We start from the raw sequence: 17550 nt of genomic DNA, 5'->3' as shown, positions 1-17550 counted from the left end.
TCTGTCGAAATAAGTACAAAATTGTATCTTAATCTTTGACAGAGTACTGATGAATTTGTAGAATTGCCGCCTTAATTATGTCAGCAAATACCTTTCCGGCACAGATTGAGCCGTTTAAATGGGCTGAACAGGGCTTTAAATGGTCAGGTCAACTGCCTTTATCCCGCTTTGTTCGTATCGCTCGTGAAGCTGTTGGATCAATTGATGATCAATTGATTAACATAGACTGTAAGCTATCAATGGATGCCTATCATCGTATTGCATGGCTAGATGGTCACGTTGAAACAAAAGTTCCTATGGAATGCCAGCGTTGTCTGGAAACTGTAGAGATTGAACTGGTTTCATCGTTCCATTTGGCACTTGTGGATGATGAGTCACTGATAGAGCGCTTGGATGAGGATGCTGATTTCATCGTCCTAGGTGAAAGTGAAGCAACGACCAAAGGTGACTATGATGCACCTGCGACCGCTGATTTGCTCGCGCTGATAGAAGATGAACTGTTATTGTTGGTGCCGTTGTCGCCTAAACATGAGTTTTGCGAACATAAGCATCAGCCTGCCATAGAAGAAGTTGTCGAAGAAAAACGAGATAATCCGTTTGATGTTTTGGCAGCTCTGAAGGGTAAACTTAACTAATTTTTGTGTTATACTCTTGTGTATAAGACAATCGAATTTGTTCTGATCCATTTTTTCGATCTTTGTAAGGAGCCATCATGGCCGTTCAGCAAAACCGTAAAAGTCGCTCTCGCCGTGACATGCGCCGTTCACATGACGCTTTAACCGAGAATGCATTAACTGTAGACCAAGCTACTGGCGAGACTCACCGTCGTCACCACGTATCTAAAGATGGTATCTACCGTGGTCGTCAATTATTCGCTAAAGCATCTGCTGAATAATTGATGATGTATTAAGCGTCAAGCTTAGTAGAAAAAAATGGGAGCATTTAGCTCCCTTTTTTTTGTCCTTGATTTTTGCTTGCATCGGTTTTTTGTTGTATTTGGCAATTACCGCCAGCAAAATTACATGCTAAATTGCGCTCCACAATGATTTAGGTGGCTTTATTGGCCAGTCTTCTTGCTACAACTGAAGATGACACCTCTTGAATGAAAGGATTTTATTATGTCTGCGACACAACTCGAACAAGCAGCACAAGCAACGAAAACTGCATTTGTATTTCCAGGTCAAGGCTCACAAAAAGCCGGCATGCTGGCTGAACTTGCAGAGCAGTTTTCTGCTATTCGCGAGACATTTGCAGAAGCCTCTGAAGCTGTCGGCTTCGATTTGTGGCAGATTGCGCAAACTGGCGAAAACTTAAATCAAACTGAATTTACCCAGCCGGTATTGCTGACTGCAAGTATTGCCTTGTGGCGCGTGTGGCTGGAATCTGGTGGTGTGGCACCGAAATATCTGGCAGGCCATTCACTGGGTGAGTACAGCGCGCTGGTGGCAGCGGGTAGCCTAAGCCTGGGTGATGCAGTCAAACTGGTCAACCTGCGCGGTAAACTGATGCAGACGGCTGTACCTCAGGGTGTCGGTGCAATGGCTGCTATTTTAGGTCTGGATGATGCCAAAGTGATTGAGCTGTGTGCACAGGCAACTGCAGCAGGTGAAGGTTCTGTTGAAGCGGCAAACTACAATGCCCAAGGGCAGGTTGTGGTTGCAGGCAATAAAGATCGCGTTGAAGCAGTGATGGCACTGGCCAAAGAAAATAGCGCTAAGGCGATTGCATTGCCGGTATCGGTTCCATCGCATTGTTCACTGATGAAACCTGCGGCAGAACAGTTTGCGCCTGCATTGGAACAAACCGCCATTGAGCTGCCATGCATTCCTGTATTACAAAATGTAGGCGCTGAAGCTGCGGCTGATGTCCCTGCATTGCGTCAGGCTTTAACAGCGCAACTTTATGAATCAGTACAATGGACCAAAACCCTGCAATTCCTTCAAGATGAAGGCATTCAGTACATCGTTGAATGTGGTCCGGGCAATGTATTGAGTAACTTGGCGAAACGCCTACCGAATATCGAAAAAGCACTTCCACTGGATAGCAAATCTCGTCTGGAAGATGCATTGAACACCGTATTGACGGCAGAAGGGAAAATTGCATGACACAGGAACCGAAAGTTGCCTTGGTAACAGGTGCAAGTCGTGGTATTGGTGCTGCGATCGCACAACAGTTGATTCAGGATGGTTATTTTGTCGTGGGTACTGCGACCTCTGAAGCGGGCGCTGAAAAATTATCTGCACAGTTTGCTGAAAATGGTGCGGGCAAAGTTTTAGATGTACGTGATGGTGCTGCGATTGATGCACTGGTGACGGAGATCGAACAGAACTATGGTCCAGTGCTGGCGTTGGTTAATAATGCCGGTATTACCAAAGACAACTTATTGCTTCGCATGTCTGAAGATGACTGGGATGATATTTTAAATATTCACCTGAAAGCCGTTTACCGTCTGTCTAAACGTGTGCTGAAAGGCATGACCAAGGCACGTTTCGGACGCATCATCAACATCAGCTCTGTGGTGGCACACTTTGCCAACCCGGGGCAGGCCAACTATTCTGCTGCCAAAGCCGGAATTGAAGCCTTCAGTCGTAGTTTGGCCAAAGAAATGGGTAGCCGTCAGATTACGGTTAACTCGGTCGCACCAGGCTTTATTGCAACTGAAATGACGGAACAGTTAAGCGAAGAAATTCGTAAAAAAATGACTGAGCAAGTGGCGTTAAACCGTTTGGGTAACCCACAAGATATCGCAAATGCTGTAAGTTTCCTGGCTTCAGACAAAGCCAGTTACATTACTGGTACAGTTATGCATGTAAATGGGGGCTTATACATGAGCTAAGCTCAAGTATAAACTTTCCAAATTTTTTAGATTCAATTAAACTAACGGCATTAAAAACGCCACAAGCAATGAGGAGAATTCCTGTGAGCGATATCGAACAACGTGTTAAGCAAGCAGTTGCAGAACAACTTGGTATCAAAATCGAAGAGATTAAAAACGAAGCGTCTTTCATGGATGACTTAGGTGCAGATTCTCTAGATCTAGTTGAACTGGTTATGTCTTTCGAAAATGATTTCGACATCACGATTCCTGATGAAGATTCTAACGAAATCACAACTGTTCAATCTGCAATTGACTATGTTTCTAAGAAACTGGGTTAATCGCCGATTTCAGCTTTGCTGAGCATAAAGACCACCCTCTCGGTGGTTTTTTTGTGTCTGCTTTTCACCTAAATGGAAATTTTACAATCGATTACCTTTCTGTCACCAATGACTAACTATGCCTTGGCTATTTTCATTATAAAAATAAGAGTGATATGACATTAACGACAAGAATGGAGTTCCATATGGGTCTTTTTGATTTTGTAAAAGGTATCGGTAAGAAAAATACAGCTGCCGCAGAGCCGCAGGCCGCACCAGCAAATACTACTCCAGCCGCAGCAGCACAGCCCGCAGAGCCTTCTGCCCAAGAAGTCGCAAATAAATTACTTGGTCATGTAAAAGGTCTGGGTCTTCCGATCACTGGTTTATCCATCAGTTATAATTCAACCTCGGATCTGGCCACGGTCAGAGGTCAGGTGCAAAGTCAGGCCGATCGTGAAAAAATTATTCTGGCGGTGGGGAATATTGATCATGTGGCCAAAGTGGATGATCAGCTTACGGTCAGCAGCCCTGAACCGGAAAGCAAATTCTATACGGTAAAATCGGGGGATAGCTTGTCAAAAATCTCGAAAGAATTTTATGGTGATGCCAATCAGTACAATAAGATCTTTGAGGCCAATCGCCCATTGCTCAAAGATGCTGATGATATTTTCCCGGGACAGGTATTGCGTATTCCGGCCTGATTTTTAAGTCGAAAATAAATATCTAAATATCTTGTTCACCATAATGCCCTATTTGGGGCATTATTTTTTTGGAAACAGCTTGAGCGCTGAATGTTGAAAGATAAAAATAATTACCCGCCAAGATCCAGATAGAGACTTTCTTTTACTTCCTCCATGACCACATAACTATGTGAGGAAGCAGAAGCAGGTAATTTTTTTAGCAAATCGCCTAACAGACGCCGATAGGCACTCATCTCTTTGAGACGTGCCTTGACCAGATAATCAAAGTCACCGGAAATCAAATGACATTCCAGTACTTCTGGAATTTCGGTCAGATTCCGCGCCACCTGATCAAATACATCACCCGATTTTGCAGAAAGCTTAATCTCCAGAAAGACCAGCAAATTGCGTTCTAGCAGTTCCGGATTTAAGCGCGCGTAATAACCCATGATAATGCCTTCGCGCTCCAGCCGTTTTACCCGTTCTGAACAGGGTGTGGTTGACAGGTTCACACGTGCTGCCAGCTCACTAATGGCAATCCGGCCATCGCGTTGCAAGATATCCAGAATCATGCGATCAATGCGGTCTAATTTACGCATCAATATTTCCCTCTTTTTTTTAATTCTGCCCGAAAAAAATGTTTATTTCACTAAATATATCATCTCAATATAGTTAAATTCACTATTGATCCAAAAATATACTAGTTAAATCAACTAGAAAAATTTGAGGGTAGTAAGATGCGCGTTTTGGTCTTAGGCAGTGGTGTAATCGGTGTGGCGAGTGCCTATTATCTGGCGCAGCAGGGTGTAGAAGTTACAGTGCTCGACCGTCAAACCGGGCCGGCTGAAGAAACCAGTTTTGGCAATGCCGGACAAATTTCTCCGGGCTATTCGACGCCATGGGCAGCACCGGGCATTCCATTTAAAGCAGTGAAATGGATGTTCCAGCATCATGCACCTTTAGCCATTAATTTAGATGGCAGTATGTGGCAGTTGAACTGGATGGCACAAATGCTGAAAAACTGTAATCCAGCCAGCTATGCGATTAACAAAGAACGTATGACCCGTGTGGCTGAATATAGCCGTGACTGTTTACGTGAATTACGTAAAGAAACCGGGATCAGTTATGAACACCGTTCTAAAGGTACTTTGCAAGTCTTTCGTAACGAAGCGCAATTAGAGATGGTGCAACGTGATATTGCGGTATTGCGAGAATGCGGCGTACCGCATGAATTGTTGTTGGGCGCTGATCTGGCCAAAGTTGAGCCAGCCCTGGCGCATGCCCAGGATAAACTGGTGGGCGGCTTGCATTTACCCAATGATGAGACAGGCGACTGTTATTTATTTACCAATGCCTTAGCCAATGTTGCCAAAGAATTGGGCGTGCAGTTTAAATTTAACCAAAATGTTGAGCGTTTGGTGATTGAAGGCGATGAAATTAAGGGGGTGGTGGTCAATGGTGAAGTGCTGACGGCTGATAAATATGTATTGGCATTCGGTAGTTATTCGCGTGATTTCTTAAAACCTTTGAATCTGGATTTGCCGGTTTATCCAGTCAAAGGCTATTCACTGACCATTCCAATTGTTGATGCCAACTTTGCACCACAATCTACGGTGCTGGATGAAACCTATAAAATTGCCATCACGCGTTTTGACCAGCGGATCCGTGTTGGCGGTATGGCCGAACTAAGTGGATTTAACCACAATTTGAAAGACAATCGCCGTGCCACTCTGGAAATGGTCACTCAGGAATTATTCCCAGGCGGGGATCTGGCAGAAGCGAGTTTCTGGACCGGTTTACGTCCAATGACCCCAGACAGTACCCCGATTATTGGTGTAACGCGTTTTAAAAATCTGTTCCTGAATACTGGACATGGCACCCTGGGTTGGACCATGGCCTGTGGTTCGGGCAAGTTAATCAGTGACATTGTGTTGAATCATAAAACCGAAATCAGCACTGAAGGACTTTCACTCGGACGTTATTCACACGCGGCCTAAATTGCTGTTTCAAGGAAGAAGCTATGCCACGCCCAATTCAAGCTGTAGTGCACTTAGATGCATTGCAGCATAACCTGAAGATCGCCAAAGCCGCAGCGCCAAATGCAGAAGTCTATGCTGTGGTTAAAGCCAATGCCTATGGTCATGGTATTGAGCGAGTCTATTCAGCATTTCAATCAGCCGATGGTTTTGCCTTGCTGGATTTGGCTGAAGCGCAGCGTCTGCGTGCGCTCGGTTGGCAGGGCAAAATTTTACTGCTCGAAGGAATTTTTGCTGTAGACGATTTAGACGTCTGTGCTGCATTAGATTTAAGTTTTAGTCTACATAGCCAGCATCAAATCACCTGGTTAACGCAGTTTCAGCAGATCAATCCAGACGCAAAATTTGATGTGTACTTAAAACTTAACAGCGGTATGAACCGTTTGGGTTTTCAGGCCCACGAATATACGGATATTTTTAAGCAAGTCCAGGCACTGAGCAATGTGCGCTCAGTTAGCCATATGACGCATTTTTCCGATGCAGATGGTCAGCGCTTTGGCCAGAACGGCATTGATTATCAATATTCAATGTTCACGCAAATCACTGGGTCTTTAGCCGGAAAAACTTCTGTCAGTAATAGTGCAGCCATCCTGCGCCATCATCACCACATTCAATCCGACATTGTGCGTAGTGGCATCATGCTGTATGGCAGTTCGCCTGACTATCCTGACCATACTATTGATGACTGGAATCTGCAGCCCTGCATGAGCCTGCGCAGTGAAATCATTGCGCTTCAGTATATTCAGGCTGATGAAAGTGTGGGTTATGGTTCTAACTTCGTTGCGGAGCAGGCGATGCGCATTGGTGTGGTGGCGTGTGGATATGCCGATGGGTATCAGCGCATTTCAGCCACAGGTACACCAGTTCTGGTGGATTCAGTGCGAACTCAAGTTCTTGGTCGGGTCAGTATGGATATGCTTACAGTCGATCTGACCGCTGTCCCTCAGGCGACTGTGGGGAGTGAAGTGGTGCTTTGGGGGAAATCTTCGCAAGGTGAAATTTTATCAATTGATGAGGTCGCGGCCGGTTCAGGAACCGTAGGCTATGAATTGATGTGTGCGATTACGGCTCGTGTACCGGTTCGGATCGAAAGCTAAAACTAAATATTGACCAAACAACGGAAGAAATTGAGAGGACATATGATGATGGAACACACCGATATCCAGCGTATTAACAGCAATCAGGTCATGAGTGCTGTCACCATTCACAACCAGACCGTGTATTTATCAGGGCAGGTGCCGGATAGCACCCGTCAGGATATTAGCGGTCAAACGCAGGAAGTGCTGACGAAAATTGATCAGTTGCTCAAGCTGGCAGGAACAGACAAAAGCCGATTGCTGTCGGCACAACTATTTGTGAAAAATCTTGAAGATTTTCAAACCGTGAACCAGATCTGGATTCACTGGTTGCAAGGACAGGGAACTCCGGCACGTGCCACCATTCAGGCAGATCTGGTCAATCCTGACTGGCTGATTGAAATTGCAGTGATTGCAGCACAGGCTTGAGTTGTTTTGATTTTTATATCTCCCAACTTAATTTTGTAAGGACATTAGATCCGGTCATTTAGCTTTTTAAATGGAACTTCATCTGCATTCAGGATTTCAGGAAGAAATCCGATCAGATGGGCAAGGGTCTGATGCAAAAAAGGAACTAAACATGAATACAACATCCGCTAAAGATGACGCAGCGCCGTCGCAACATGAGCTACAACGCAAGCTCTCCAATCGGCATCTGCAGTTAATTGCCATTGGTGGTGCAATTGGTACCGGTTTATTTATGGGATCGGGTAAAACTATCTCTTTGGCCGGCCCTTCAATTTTATTTATTTATATGATTATTGGCTTTATGTTTTTTTTCCTGATGCGCGCATTGGGTGAGATATTGTTGGCTAATTTACATTACAAATCATTTATTGATATGGCGCGCGACCTCATAGGTCCGGGCGCGGCCTATTATATTGGCTGGTCTTATTGGCTCGGTTGGGTTCTGGTCGGGATTGCCGATTTAGCAGCGATTATTAATTATCTAAGTTTCTGGTTGCCTGAGGGTGTGGCCTTTACCCCCATCGGGCAGGCATTGATCAGTGTCGGCTGTGTATTGCTGGTTCTGGGTTTGAACTTGCTGACGGTCAAACTGTTTGGTGAAATTGAATTCTGGTTTGCCCTGATTAAGATTTTAGCCATTTTAGGCCTGATCTTTATTGGCGGCTTTATGGTGTTGAACCAGTTTCAGGCACCAGATGGCAGTACTGCAAGCTTTAGCCATGTCTGGTCGGGTGGTATGTTCCCCAAAGGTGCGGATGGCTTCCTGGCAGGCTTCCAGATTGCCTTATTCGCCTTTGTGGGTGTGGAATTGCTCGGTACGATGGCAGCTGAAACCAAAGATCCTGAGAAAAATTTACCCAAAGCCGTCAATGCGATTCCAACGCGTATTATCTTGTTCTATGTGTTGTCATTGTTTGTAGTGATGTCAGTGACTCCATGGGCTAAAATTCCTGCGGATCAAAGTCCTTTTGTCAGCTTGTTCATGCATGCCGGTATTGGTGCGGCGGCGATCATCATGAATCTGGTGGTCCTGTCATCCGTCATGTCTTCCATGAATAGTGGTGTATTCTCCACCAGTCGTATGCTTTTCGGATTGGCGCGTGGTCAACAGGCACCTGCCGCTTTGGCGCATCTATCGAAACGTTCTGTACCAGCCAAGGGTTTAATGTTCTCATGTGCCTTTATTATGGCTGGTGCAGCTTTGCAGTACTTTGTGCCCAATACCTTGGAAGCTTTTACTTTAGCGACGTCGCTGTGCGTGATTTTGTTTATTAGTATTTGGAGCTTAATTATGGTGTGTTATTTACGCTACCGTAAATTACGCCCTGAACAGCATGCCAACTCCACCTTTAAAATGCCGGGTGGGGTATGGATGAGCTATATCGTACTAACTTTTCTGGCTTTCGCTCTGGTCATTTTAAGTTTGGAGCCAGATACATTCAATGCATTAAAAATCAGTCCATTATGGTTGATTATTTTGGCAGTGACTTATTATGTACTGTATCGGCCGCGTGTCGCAGCCGCGAGAAAAGCTGCATTAGAAACACAATAAAATAGCTTAAAAAATCCCCGCCTGATCGGGGATTTTTTTATGGTGTGATGAATCATTTGTGAACTTTGTCCTGTGCCCTTAGAATTGAAGAAAAATTTATAATTAAAAATAAGGATCTATATGAGGGGATGGAGTAAAAACAGGCTGGGGTTATGGTCGCTTGGCATTCTTGTGGGAATAGCCATTCTGTTGGTATTCACTGCAAAATGGCTGCGTACAGATCAGCCTTTAACGGATACGGCAAAAAAGTTTATTCAGCCAGATTTAATCTATAGGGCGAATGTTCAGCAACACTCATATTTTTACTTATTGGGAATTGCTGCCAAAGATGAGGTTCACCCTCAGGCACTGGGTCGTTATCGTTACCATCGGGAATGGGCAAATTATATTCGAGATCAGAATGCTGCTGAAAATTTGCAGAGTGACTCAGGATTAAACCGCCAGCTGAGCCGAGCTGGTTTTTCTGAACAGGAAAAAGAACTTCTTGAAAATCTGCAAATGCGTTTGGCTAATTCAGCTGAGCAGTTTTCTGTATTGGTGGTAGAACATAAAAAATTGCTACACGCTTTACTGGAACGTGAGCGTATTCCTTTACAACGGTTTTCAGATTTATTGGAACACCAGGATTATATTTCATTGGTGATTCCGCCGCAGGCAGGCGGGCCTGATTATCGCTATATTCAAAACTTACAGTTGCTGAAACTGGTTCACATCCAGCTTAATTCAGACTCTAAAGTGCAGGATTATGCACAGCAATTTCATCAGGTTTTAGACTTTAGCCGGAACCGCTTGTCTTTGGTTGAAAAAATGCTGCTGCAGAATTGGCTCAGTCAAATGATTGATCTGATTCGGATCGAGCAAAAAAATGAAAGCAATCCAGTCATGCTTAACAATCTGGATTCAGGTCAATTGGGTTTAAAAGCAAGTCTGCAAAATGAATTAATGGGACATTATTTGCTGACCCAATATCTGGCACATGCCTCTGAAATCAGCCCTGTACAGCTAAAATGGCTGTATTTACCCAATACCACCTTTAATGCAATTGCAGCACAATATGAGGTGTACTGGATGCTTTCGGAAACACCGTATGTTGAACTGCAAGAGCGGTTTACGACAAGTGAGCCTTCTTCATTGTCTAAATGGCGACTAAAAAATGCGATTGGACATGTTCTAGCGCAGATCAGTAAGCCCAACTTTGAAAAATATATTGTGATGAATCATGTCTTAAACAATAAAATTATGACTTTTAATGCAGTCAATTCAGGCAGTATAGAGATAGAGCTATTGAATCAAAATGCAGCAGGGCGACGTTATTTTCAGCAAGATGGAAAGTTATGTATAGCACTGCCATTTTCTCAACAGAAATTGTCTGAACTGAATCTGAAGCAGGATAGCTGTGTGAAAATCTAGAAGGCAAACATAAAAAATCCCCGACGAATCAGGGATTTTTTTATTTTTACTCTATGAATTAGAAGGTCGGTTTCACCACGACCAAAATTACCACAGCAAATAAGATCAGGGTTGGCATTTCATTAAAATAACGCCAGAACTTGTGTGACTTGTAATGGGCATTTTCCATCAGTTTTTTGCGGTAATGGCCACATACCAGATGATAAATCACCAATAAACCCACCAGACCCACTTTCAGGTAAAACCATACAGCTTCATGATAGTGACGTGTTGCATCACCCCAATCGACCAGAAAGTGCGCTGTAATGAGGGTGGCCAGCATGGCAGGCCACATGATGCCACGATACAGCTTGCGTTCCATCACCTGAAAACGCGCGTGGCTTACGGCATCTTCGCTCATAGCATGGTAAACATACAGCCGTGGCAAGTAGAACAACGCAGCAAACCAGCACACCACAGCAATAATATGTAATGCTTTTACCCAAAGGAAAGCATCAGAAGGAGCATCCATCAAGTCACCCTAAAATGGGCGGCTTAGCCTTCCCATTTTTTGAAGATGAGACAAGCATTTACGCCGCCGAAACCGAAACTGTTACTCATCACAGTATTCAATTTTGCGTCACGTTTTTCAAGCACGATATCAAATGGTTTTGCGCCTTCATCCAGCTCGGTCACGTTAATGTTTGGAGCAATAAAGTCATTTTGCATCATCAGGATCGAGTAAATTGCTTCCTGAACGCCAGCAGCACCCAGGCTGTGACCAGTCATAGACTTGGTTGAGCTCAGTGGTGGAACTTTATCTTCACCAAATGCACGTGCCATTGCTTGAAGCTCGGTCACGTCACCAGCAGGTGTAGATGTACCATGAGTATTCACATAATCAATCGATTCAACACCATGTTGTTTGGCTTCTTCAAGTGCCATCAGGATACAACGTGTAGCCCCTTCGCCACTTGGTGCAACCATATCTGCACCATCCGAGTTGGCCGCATAGCCCACCACTTCAGCCAAGATGTTTGCACCACGTGCTTGTGCATGCTCAAGTGACTCAAGCACCACAAAACCGCCACCACCGGCAATCACGAAGCCGTCACGGTCAGCAGAGTACGGACGAGATGCAGTTTCAGGCGTGTCGTTGTATTTAGAGCAAAGCGCACCCATCGCATCAAACAATAAGCTTTGTGACCAGTGATCTTCTTCACCGCCACCAGCCAGCATCAAATCTTGTTTGCCCAGTTGAATCAGGTTATAAGCATAACCAATGGCATCGGCAGAGGTTGCACATGCACTGGTAATGGTATGTGCTACGCCTTGTAGTTTAAAAGCGACACCGACGTTTGCAGTAATGGTGTTGGTCATATTGCGTGGTACAAAGAAAGGACCAATTTTACGCGCACCTTTGGTATCTAGAAGTTCTTTCATTTCAACCACTGAGGCAGTTGAACCACCACCTGAGCCACCGGCAATACCATAGCGTGGATTATTTGCCAGATCTTCTTGTTTTAAACCGGCATGTTCAACTGCAGCAAGTGCCGAATTGTAGGCATACATTGCGCATACGCCCATAAAGCGTTTGAGTTTACGGTCAATACCGTCGAAATCCTGTTCGGCCGCAGCACTCACATGGCTTTTGAAATTGAGTTCAGCATAAGTCGGATTAAAACGTGTTCCTGAAATCCCATTTTGTAAAGAATGGTTTACATCCTCTAATGTATTACCAATACACGAGTTAATACCCATGCCAGTGATGACAACACGTTTCATCTACAGATCCTTATAGTTTAGCTCTACGTCCAGTGGCAGAAAATGGGCTATATAAAATCGCCAAATCCGGCCTCTAGCCTTATTTCATGATGGAGAACATGATAGCAGAAAGACTTTTGAAATCTTATGGCAAATGTTATGCCGTGTGACAGTCGGTTGGGTTTGTGAGTCGGCATGTAGGGATTTTACTAAATGACACAGAATAAAGTTGAGATAAATGCTGACTACACCTAGTATTTATATCAAATACAAGCACGTGAATGCTGAGGTAAAAAATGGTAAATGCTAATAATAAACAATCTAATGGTCTGATTTCGAATGCCTTTGGAGTGGCGAAAAAGTTCAGTTCAACCGGATTGGATTTATTGAATCATGTTGCACCAGACTCGGTGACGAAAGCACTTAAGCCGTCAAATTCCGGTCAGGTGATTGACGGTTCGGCGAAGACAAAAAGCGTTTTTTCGGCTAAAAAATATGATAATCCACAGCAAATGCTTCGTGAACATCTGCCAAATGTATCTCGCCAACTTCTAGGACACCGTTTTAATACCGTCAATAACGTGGCACATTTTGTTTCTCCTGAACTGACGGAGAAAGTATCAGACTATTTTTATGACCGCCTTAACCAGTTTAGTAACCAGAGCAGTTCGGTCGATGCCATTCTGAATGAAGCGGGAGCAAAAGACTTGGAAGAGTTGACTCAGGATGTCAATCGTTCTAAACGAATTTCACAGGCTTTGGGTGAGCAAAACAAATGGATTGCAACGGTACAGGGTGCAATCAGCGGTGCTTCTGGGGTGCTTGGTACAGCGATTGATATTCCGGCTTCTTTGTTAATGGCGCTACGTACCATTTATCAGGTCGGTCGCTCTTATGGTTTTGACCTGAGCAAAGAAGATGATCAGGAAATCGTACAACATATTTTTAGACAGCTAGACCTTGGCCTGATTGCTGAAAAGCAGACCTTATTATTGGGCTTAAAAGCGCTGAGTAATACGATTAAAACCCACGATATTTCCCAGCTTCAGACCATGCTAGGTTCTGATAATGATATGACTGCCATAAAGCAATGGTTAAACAACCATGAAGGCGAGGCGAAATGGGAATGGGTGAACAATCTGCCAAAAATTTCTATTTTAGAAAAATTAACGAAATTGACACCATTGGCAAGTGCTGGAATCGGAGCAGTTTATAGTCACCGTTTTGTTGATGATGTAAATCAGAAAGCTCAAGAAGCTTTCTCACATGCTCGACAATATCTGATTCAGCATCAAGATTCGCAATTGTCTCCCTATGCGGCCTATGAAAAAGCAGTCAATTTATTGCAACAGGCTGCACCTAAATTATTAGACAGTTCATCTCAGTCGATCGAGGCGCCAAAAGACGAGCCAATTCTGGATCAGGATATTGCAATTGAAGGCAATGATACAATTACTCAGGTCAAACTGGTTAAGAAAGAAAAGAATGATCTCAGTTCTGAAGAAGCTGAAGTGAAAAAAGATGAAAAAGTCAGTGAAGGTCTAGATGCCCTCAGTGATGAATTGGTTGAACCTGTGGCAGATAAACAATCGCAACAGCCTGCTTTAACCAAAACTTCTTTTGATCCTGACGTGGAAGCAGAGATACAAGCAGATAATACTGCTGAAAATGAATCGGAGACCGTGGAAAATGAGGGGCTAGAGGGGCAGGAGGATCCTGATTCTGCATCTGAAACAGCCTCAACAACATCTAAAGCTCAAGATGTTACAAAAAAAACTGCGAAGAATCCGAAAAAGTAAATGAATTCTGAGAGAAAATAGCAGCATAGCGTATAGTTGTTATTATATTTGGTCGACCTGAGCAGGTTGACCAATTTTACATCTTGAATTACAATTGCATGCCCTCAAAAAGCAGTATGTTTTTGGGGCTTTTTATTAACGGGAGAATTGCCAAATGGCAACAACAAATCAGTTGATCCGTAAGGGTCGTACGACTTTAGTTGAAAAATCTAAAGTTCCTGCGTTGAAGGCTTGTCCACAGCGCCGTGGTGTTTGTACACGTGTTTACACAACTACACCTAAAAAACCTAACTCAGCAATGCGTAAAGTTTGCCGTGTTCGCTTAACTTCAGGTTTTGAAGTTTCTAGCTACATCGGTGGTGAAGGCCATAACCTGCAAGAGCATAGTGTTGTTCTTATCCGTGGTGGTCGTGTTAAAGACTTACCAGGTGTACGTTACCATACCGTTCGTGGTTCTTTAGATTGTGCTGGTGTTAAAGATCGTAACCAGTCTCGTTCTAAATACGGTACTAAACGTCCTAAGAAATAATTCGTCGAGAATTAAATTTTAAGAACGTAGAACCGCAATCCTTTATCGTCTCGCTTGTCTGATTTCTGCATTTAATTTTGTGAAATTCAAGCGACGTGTAGTAAGGCCAGCGAATGCACATGACACTTTGTGCTCATGCTGGATAAACCTGAAGTGTCATCTTTATAGGTAGTTTAAAATGCCAAGACGTCGCGTAGTCGCTGCTCGTGAAATCCTTCCGGATCCTAAGTTCAGCAGCCAAACAATCGCTAAATTCATGAACCACGTAATGCAAGATGGTAAAAAATCTATTGCTGAAAGTATCGTTTACGGTGCTTTAGACCGCGTTCAAGAAAAATCTAAAGTAGACCCAGTTGAATTTTTCGAGACTACTCTTGAAAAAGTTCGTCCTATGGTCGAAGTAAAAGCACGCCGTGTTGGTGGTGCTACATACCAAGTACCTATGGAAGTACGCCCATCCCGTCGTACTGCCCTAGCTATGCGTTGGTTAGTAGATGCTGCTGCTAAGCGTTCTGAAAAAACTATGGCTTTACGTCTTGCTGGCGAGTTGCTTGATGCATCTGAAGGCAAAGGCGCTGCGGTTAAGAAACGTGAAGATGTGCACCGTATGGCTGAAGCCAACAAAGCATTCTCTCACTACCGTTTCTAAGCAGATAAAACAGGCCCTATTCAGGAAAGTGCTAAAACCGTCATGGTTTTGTCACCAAAGCGCTTTAAGTTGCTATGCAGCTTAAAGCGTCCTGTTTTAAACAACAAAATTTAGGAATGCTAGAAATCATGGCACGTCAAACCCCAATTTCTCGTTACCGTAACATTGGTATTTCTGCGCACATTGACGCAGGTAAGACAACCACTTCTGAACGTATTTTGTTCTACACAGGTGAGAGCCATAAACTTGGTGAAACTCACGAAGGTTCGGCAACTACGGACTGGATGGAACAAGAGCAAGAACGCGGTATTACCATTACCTCAGCAGCTGTAACATGCTTCTGGAAAGGTATGGCGAACCAGTTCGAACAACACCGTATTAACGTAATTGACACCCCGGGACACGTTGACTTCACGATTGAAGTTGAGCGTTCTATGCGTGTTCTTGACGGTGCGTGCATGGTTTACTGTGCTGTAGGTGGTGTTCAGCCTCAGTCAGAAACGGTATGGCGTCAAGCAAATAAATATAAAGTTCCACGTATTGCGTTCGTTAACAAAATGGACCGTACTGGCGCGAACTTCTTCCGTGCAGTTGAACAAGTTAAAACACGTCTTGGCGGTAATCCAGTGCCAATCGTTGTTCCAATCGGCGCAGAAGAAAACTTCCAGGGTGTTGTTGACCTAATCGAAATGAAAGCAATCATTTGGGATGAAGCATCTCAAGGTATGCAATTCGAATATGGCGACATCCCTGCTGACTTAGTTGCTACTGCTGAAGAATGGCGTACTAACATGGTTGAAGCTGCTGCGGAAGCATCAGAAGAACTCATGGACAAGTACCTAGAAGGCGAAGAGCTGACTAAAGAAGAAATCGTTGCTGGTATCCGTAAGCGTACATTGGCAAACGAAATTCAACCGATGCTTTGTGGTTCGGCATTCAAAAACAAAGGTGTTCAACGTATGTTGGATGCTGTAATTGAATTCTTGCCAGCACCGACTGACGTTGAAGCGATCAAGGGTATCCTTGACGACAAAGACGAATCTGAAGGTTCTCGTGAAGCGTCTGACGAAGCTCCGTTCTCTGCACTTGCATTCAAAATTATGAATGACAAATTCGTAGGTAACTTGACTTTCGTTCGTGTTTACTCAGGTGTTCTTAAAGCGGGTAGCCCGTGTTATAACCCAGTAAAAATGAAGCGTGAGCGTGTTGGCCGTATCGTACAGATGCATGCGAATGACCGTAAAGATATCGAAGAAATTCGTGCGGGCGACATCGCGGCATGTGTAGGTCTTAAAGACACAACGACTGGTGATACATTATGTGATGAAAACCACGTAATTACACTAGAGCGTATGGAATTCCCTGAGCCAGTAATTGCACTTGCAGTTGAGCCTAAAACTAAAGCTGACCAAGAAAAAATGTCAGTTGCTTTAGGTCGTTTGGCGAAAGAAGATCCATCATTCCGCGTACGTACTGATGAAGAATCAGGTCAAACCATTATTGCTGGTATGGGTGAACTTCACCTTGACATCATTGTTGACCGTATGAAGCGTGAATTCGGTGTTGAAGCCAACATTGGTAAACCAATGGTTTCTTACCGTGAAACGATCAAAAAGTCAGTTGAACAAGAAGGTAAATTCGTACGTCAAACTGGTGGTAAAGGTAAGTTCGGTCACGTATACGTACGTCTAGAACCGCTTGCTGAAGACGCTGGTAAAGACTACGAATTCGTTGAAGAAGTTGTAGGTGGTGTAGTACCTAAAGAATTCTTTGGCGCGGTTGACAAGGGTATCCAAGAACGTATGAAGAATGGTGTACTTGCTGGTTATCCAGTAGTGGGCATCAAAGCGACATTGTTCGACGGTTCTTACCATGATGTCGATTCTGACGAATTATCGTTCAAAATGGCAGGTTCTTACGCATTCCGTGATGGTTTCATGAAAGCAGATCCAATCTTGCTTGAACCAATCATGAAAGTTGAAGTAGAAACTCCAGAAGACTACATGGGCGATATCATGGGTGACTTAAACCGTCGTCGTGGTATGGTTCAAGGTATGGACGATCTTCCTGGTGGTACTAAAGCCATTCGTGCTGAAGTTCCATTGGCTGAGATGTTTGGTTACGCAACTCATATGCGTTCTATGTCTCAAGGTCGTGCGACTTACTCTATGGAATTTGCTAAATATGCTGAAACTCCACGTAACGTGGCTGAAGGCATCATTTCTAAGTTCCAGTCTGGCGGTAAAAAAGGTGACGACGAGTAATCTTTCGATTACTATAAGCCCAAACTAATTCATAGTTAAACCCAAGTGCTCATGCAGTGATCCTGCATGAGTAGTTTAAAAAGGAAGATCTCATGGCTAAGGCTAAGTTTGAACGTAATAAGCCACACGTTAACGTGGGCACAATTGGTCACGTCGACCATGGTAAAACAACTTTAACAGCTGCGATTGCAACTGTATGTGCAAAG

Annotated in this window: 19 protein-coding genes; 16 read left to right on the top strand and 3 right to left on the bottom strand. The window is 44.0% G+C overall.

Annotated elements, in window-relative coordinates; all coding sequences use genetic code 11:
- Positions 1–77 precede the first annotated feature (77 nt).
- The 6 genes from LOZ91_RS11335 to lysM all read left to right on the top strand — a co-directional run bounded on the left by LOZ91_RS11335 (position 78) and on the right by lysM (position 3839).
- Entirely contained in the window at positions 78–635 is a 558-nt protein-coding gene (locus LOZ91_RS11335) for a YceD family protein (protein ID WP_074384127.1), read from the top strand.
- Positions 636–712: 77 nt separating this feature from the next.
- Positions 713–895: a 50S ribosomal protein L32 gene (gene rpmF / locus LOZ91_RS11330; protein WP_004279227.1), complete on the top strand. Its 183-nt coding sequence runs from the start codon at positions 713–715 to the stop codon at positions 893–895.
- Between the two features lie 223 nt (positions 896–1118).
- Positions 1119–2105: an ACP S-malonyltransferase gene (gene fabD / locus LOZ91_RS11325; RefSeq protein ID WP_005095987.1), complete on the top strand. Its 987-nt coding sequence runs from the start codon at positions 1119–1121 to the stop codon at positions 2103–2105.
- Positions 2102–2836 (top strand): 3-oxoacyl-ACP reductase FabG, encoded by a 735-nt coding sequence (gene fabG, locus LOZ91_RS11320; protein WP_005095990.1) that lies wholly within the window; start codon positions 2102–2104, stop codon positions 2834–2836. The genes fabD and fabG overlap by 4 nt, the downstream gene beginning before the upstream one ends.
- A gap of 83 nt (positions 2837–2919) precedes the next feature.
- Positions 2920–3156 carry an acyl carrier protein gene (gene acpP / locus LOZ91_RS11315; protein WP_004646101.1) on the top strand — a complete coding sequence of 79 codons (237 nt, stop codon included), beginning with the start codon at positions 2920–2922 and terminating at the stop codon, positions 3154–3156.
- Between the two features lie 185 nt (positions 3157–3341).
- Complete coding sequence (gene lysM, locus LOZ91_RS11310) at positions 3342–3839, top strand: peptidoglycan-binding protein LysM (RefSeq protein ID WP_005095992.1); 498 nt, start codon at positions 3342–3344, stop codon at positions 3837–3839.
- Positions 3840–3949: 110 nt separating this feature from the next.
- Here lysM and LOZ91_RS11305 read toward each other — a convergent pair whose 3' ends face one another.
- Positions 3950–4417 carry an Lrp/AsnC ligand binding domain-containing protein gene (locus LOZ91_RS11305; RefSeq protein WP_005095994.1) on the bottom strand — a complete coding sequence of 156 codons (468 nt, stop codon included), beginning with the start codon at positions 4415–4417 and terminating at the stop codon, positions 3950–3952.
- 138 nt (positions 4418–4555) lie between these two features.
- On the opposite strand from LOZ91_RS11305, the gene LOZ91_RS11300 reads away from it, so the two are divergent.
- The 5 genes from LOZ91_RS11300 (at position 4556) to LOZ91_RS11280 (ending at position 10360) form a co-directional block, all read left to right on the top strand.
- Entirely contained in the window at positions 4556–5815 is a 1260-nt protein-coding gene (locus LOZ91_RS11300) for a D-amino acid dehydrogenase (protein WP_005095996.1), read from the top strand.
- A 23-nt stretch (positions 5816–5838) separates the two neighbouring features.
- A complete protein-coding gene (alr, locus tag LOZ91_RS11295) occupies positions 5839–6951 on the top strand; it encodes an alanine racemase (RefSeq protein ID WP_244783216.1) in 1113 nt (370 codons plus the stop codon).
- Between the two features lie 42 nt (positions 6952–6993).
- Positions 6994–7359 carry a RidA family protein gene (locus tag LOZ91_RS11290; RefSeq protein ID WP_171509124.1) on the top strand — a complete coding sequence of 122 codons (366 nt, stop codon included), beginning with the start codon at positions 6994–6996 and terminating at the stop codon, positions 7357–7359.
- Between the two features lie 151 nt (positions 7360–7510).
- A complete protein-coding gene (locus LOZ91_RS11285) occupies positions 7511–8950 on the top strand; it encodes an amino acid permease (protein WP_074384173.1) in 1440 nt (479 codons plus the stop codon).
- Positions 8951–9121: 171 nt separating this feature from the next.
- Positions 9122–10360, top strand: a complete 1239-nt coding sequence (locus LOZ91_RS11280; protein ID WP_244783215.1) for a hypothetical protein — start codon at positions 9122–9124, stop codon at positions 10358–10360.
- 58 nt (positions 10361–10418) lie between these two features.
- Here LOZ91_RS11280 and hemJ read toward each other — a convergent pair whose 3' ends face one another.
- On the bottom strand, positions 10419–10871 hold the full coding sequence (hemJ, locus tag LOZ91_RS11275) for a protoporphyrinogen oxidase HemJ (protein WP_005096009.1): 453 nt from the start codon (positions 10869–10871) through the stop codon (positions 10419–10421).
- Between the two features lie 23 nt (positions 10872–10894).
- Entirely contained in the window at positions 10895–12124 is a 1230-nt protein-coding gene (locus LOZ91_RS11270; RefSeq protein WP_005096011.1) for a beta-ketoacyl synthase N-terminal-like domain-containing protein, read from the bottom strand.
- A gap of 275 nt (positions 12125–12399) precedes the next feature.
- Between LOZ91_RS11270 and LOZ91_RS11265 the strand changes: the two genes are divergently transcribed.
- The 5 genes from LOZ91_RS11265 to LOZ91_RS11245 all read left to right on the top strand — a co-directional run.
- On the top strand, positions 12400–13902 hold the full coding sequence (locus LOZ91_RS11265; RefSeq protein WP_100534694.1) for an EcsC family protein: 1503 nt from the start codon (positions 12400–12402) through the stop codon (positions 13900–13902).
- A gap of 154 nt (positions 13903–14056) precedes the next feature.
- Entirely contained in the window at positions 14057–14431 is a 375-nt protein-coding gene (rpsL, locus tag LOZ91_RS11260; RefSeq protein ID WP_002050319.1) for a 30S ribosomal protein S12, read from the top strand.
- A 178-nt stretch (positions 14432–14609) separates the two neighbouring features.
- Positions 14610–15080 carry a 30S ribosomal protein S7 gene (rpsG, locus tag LOZ91_RS11255; protein ID WP_004279240.1) on the top strand — a complete coding sequence of 157 codons (471 nt, stop codon included), beginning with the start codon at positions 14610–14612 and terminating at the stop codon, positions 15078–15080.
- 128 nt (positions 15081–15208) lie between these two features.
- Positions 15209–17344: an elongation factor G gene (gene fusA / locus LOZ91_RS11250; RefSeq protein ID WP_005096016.1), complete on the top strand. Its 2136-nt coding sequence runs from the start codon at positions 15209–15211 to the stop codon at positions 17342–17344.
- Between the two features lie 92 nt (positions 17345–17436).
- Positions 17437–17550: GTP-binding protein (locus tag LOZ91_RS11245; protein WP_244782822.1), on the top strand; the 114-nt coding region annotated here is incomplete at its 3' end.

The sequence above is a fragment of the Acinetobacter sp. F-1 genome (assembly GCF_022869025.1).
Lineage (GTDB): Bacteria > Pseudomonadota > Gammaproteobacteria > Pseudomonadales > Moraxellaceae > Acinetobacter > Acinetobacter pseudolwoffii.
This window is presented reverse-complemented; position numbering and strand designations above follow the sequence as displayed.

Bases quoted from the DNA above. Each gene is read 5' to 3' on its own strand.
- LOZ91_RS11335 (WP_074384127.1), top strand. From the start codon at position 78: ATGTCAGCAAATACCTTTCCGGCACAGATTGAGCCGTTTAAATGGGCT.
- rpmF (WP_004279227.1), top strand. From the start codon at position 713: ATGGCCGTTCAGCAAAACCGTAAAAGTCGCTCTCGCCGTGACATGCGC.
- fabD (WP_005095987.1), top strand. From the start codon at position 1,119: ATGTCTGCGACACAACTCGAACAAGCAGCACAAGCAACGAAAACTGCA.
- fabG (WP_005095990.1), top strand. From the start codon at position 2,102: ATGACACAGGAACCGAAAGTTGCCTTGGTAACAGGTGCAAGTCGTGGT.
- lysM (WP_005095992.1), top strand. From the start codon at position 3,342: ATGGGTCTTTTTGATTTTGTAAAAGGTATCGGTAAGAAAAATACAGCT.
- LOZ91_RS11305 (WP_005095994.1), bottom strand. From the start codon at position 4,417: ATGCGTAAATTAGACCGCATTGATCGCATGATTCTGGATATCTTGCAA.
- LOZ91_RS11300 (WP_005095996.1), top strand. From the start codon at position 4,556: ATGCGCGTTTTGGTCTTAGGCAGTGGTGTAATCGGTGTGGCGAGTGCC.
- alr (WP_244783216.1), top strand. From the start codon at position 5,839: ATGCCACGCCCAATTCAAGCTGTAGTGCACTTAGATGCATTGCAGCAT.
- LOZ91_RS11290 (WP_171509124.1), top strand. From the start codon at position 6,994: ATGATGATGGAACACACCGATATCCAGCGTATTAACAGCAATCAGGTC.
- LOZ91_RS11285 (WP_074384173.1), top strand. From the start codon at position 7,511: ATGAATACAACATCCGCTAAAGATGACGCAGCGCCGTCGCAACATGAG.
- hemJ (WP_005096009.1), bottom strand. From the start codon at position 10,871: ATGGATGCTCCTTCTGATGCTTTCCTTTGGGTAAAAGCATTACATATT.
- LOZ91_RS11270 (WP_005096011.1), bottom strand. From the start codon at position 12,124: ATGAAACGTGTTGTCATCACTGGCATGGGTATTAACTCGTGTATTGGT.
- LOZ91_RS11265 (WP_100534694.1), top strand. From the start codon at position 12,400: ATGGTAAATGCTAATAATAAACAATCTAATGGTCTGATTTCGAATGCC.
- rpsL (WP_002050319.1), top strand. From the start codon at position 14,057: ATGGCAACAACAAATCAGTTGATCCGTAAGGGTCGTACGACTTTAGTT.
- rpsG (WP_004279240.1), top strand. From the start codon at position 14,610: ATGCCAAGACGTCGCGTAGTCGCTGCTCGTGAAATCCTTCCGGATCCT.
- fusA (WP_005096016.1), top strand. From the start codon at position 15,209: ATGGCACGTCAAACCCCAATTTCTCGTTACCGTAACATTGGTATTTCT.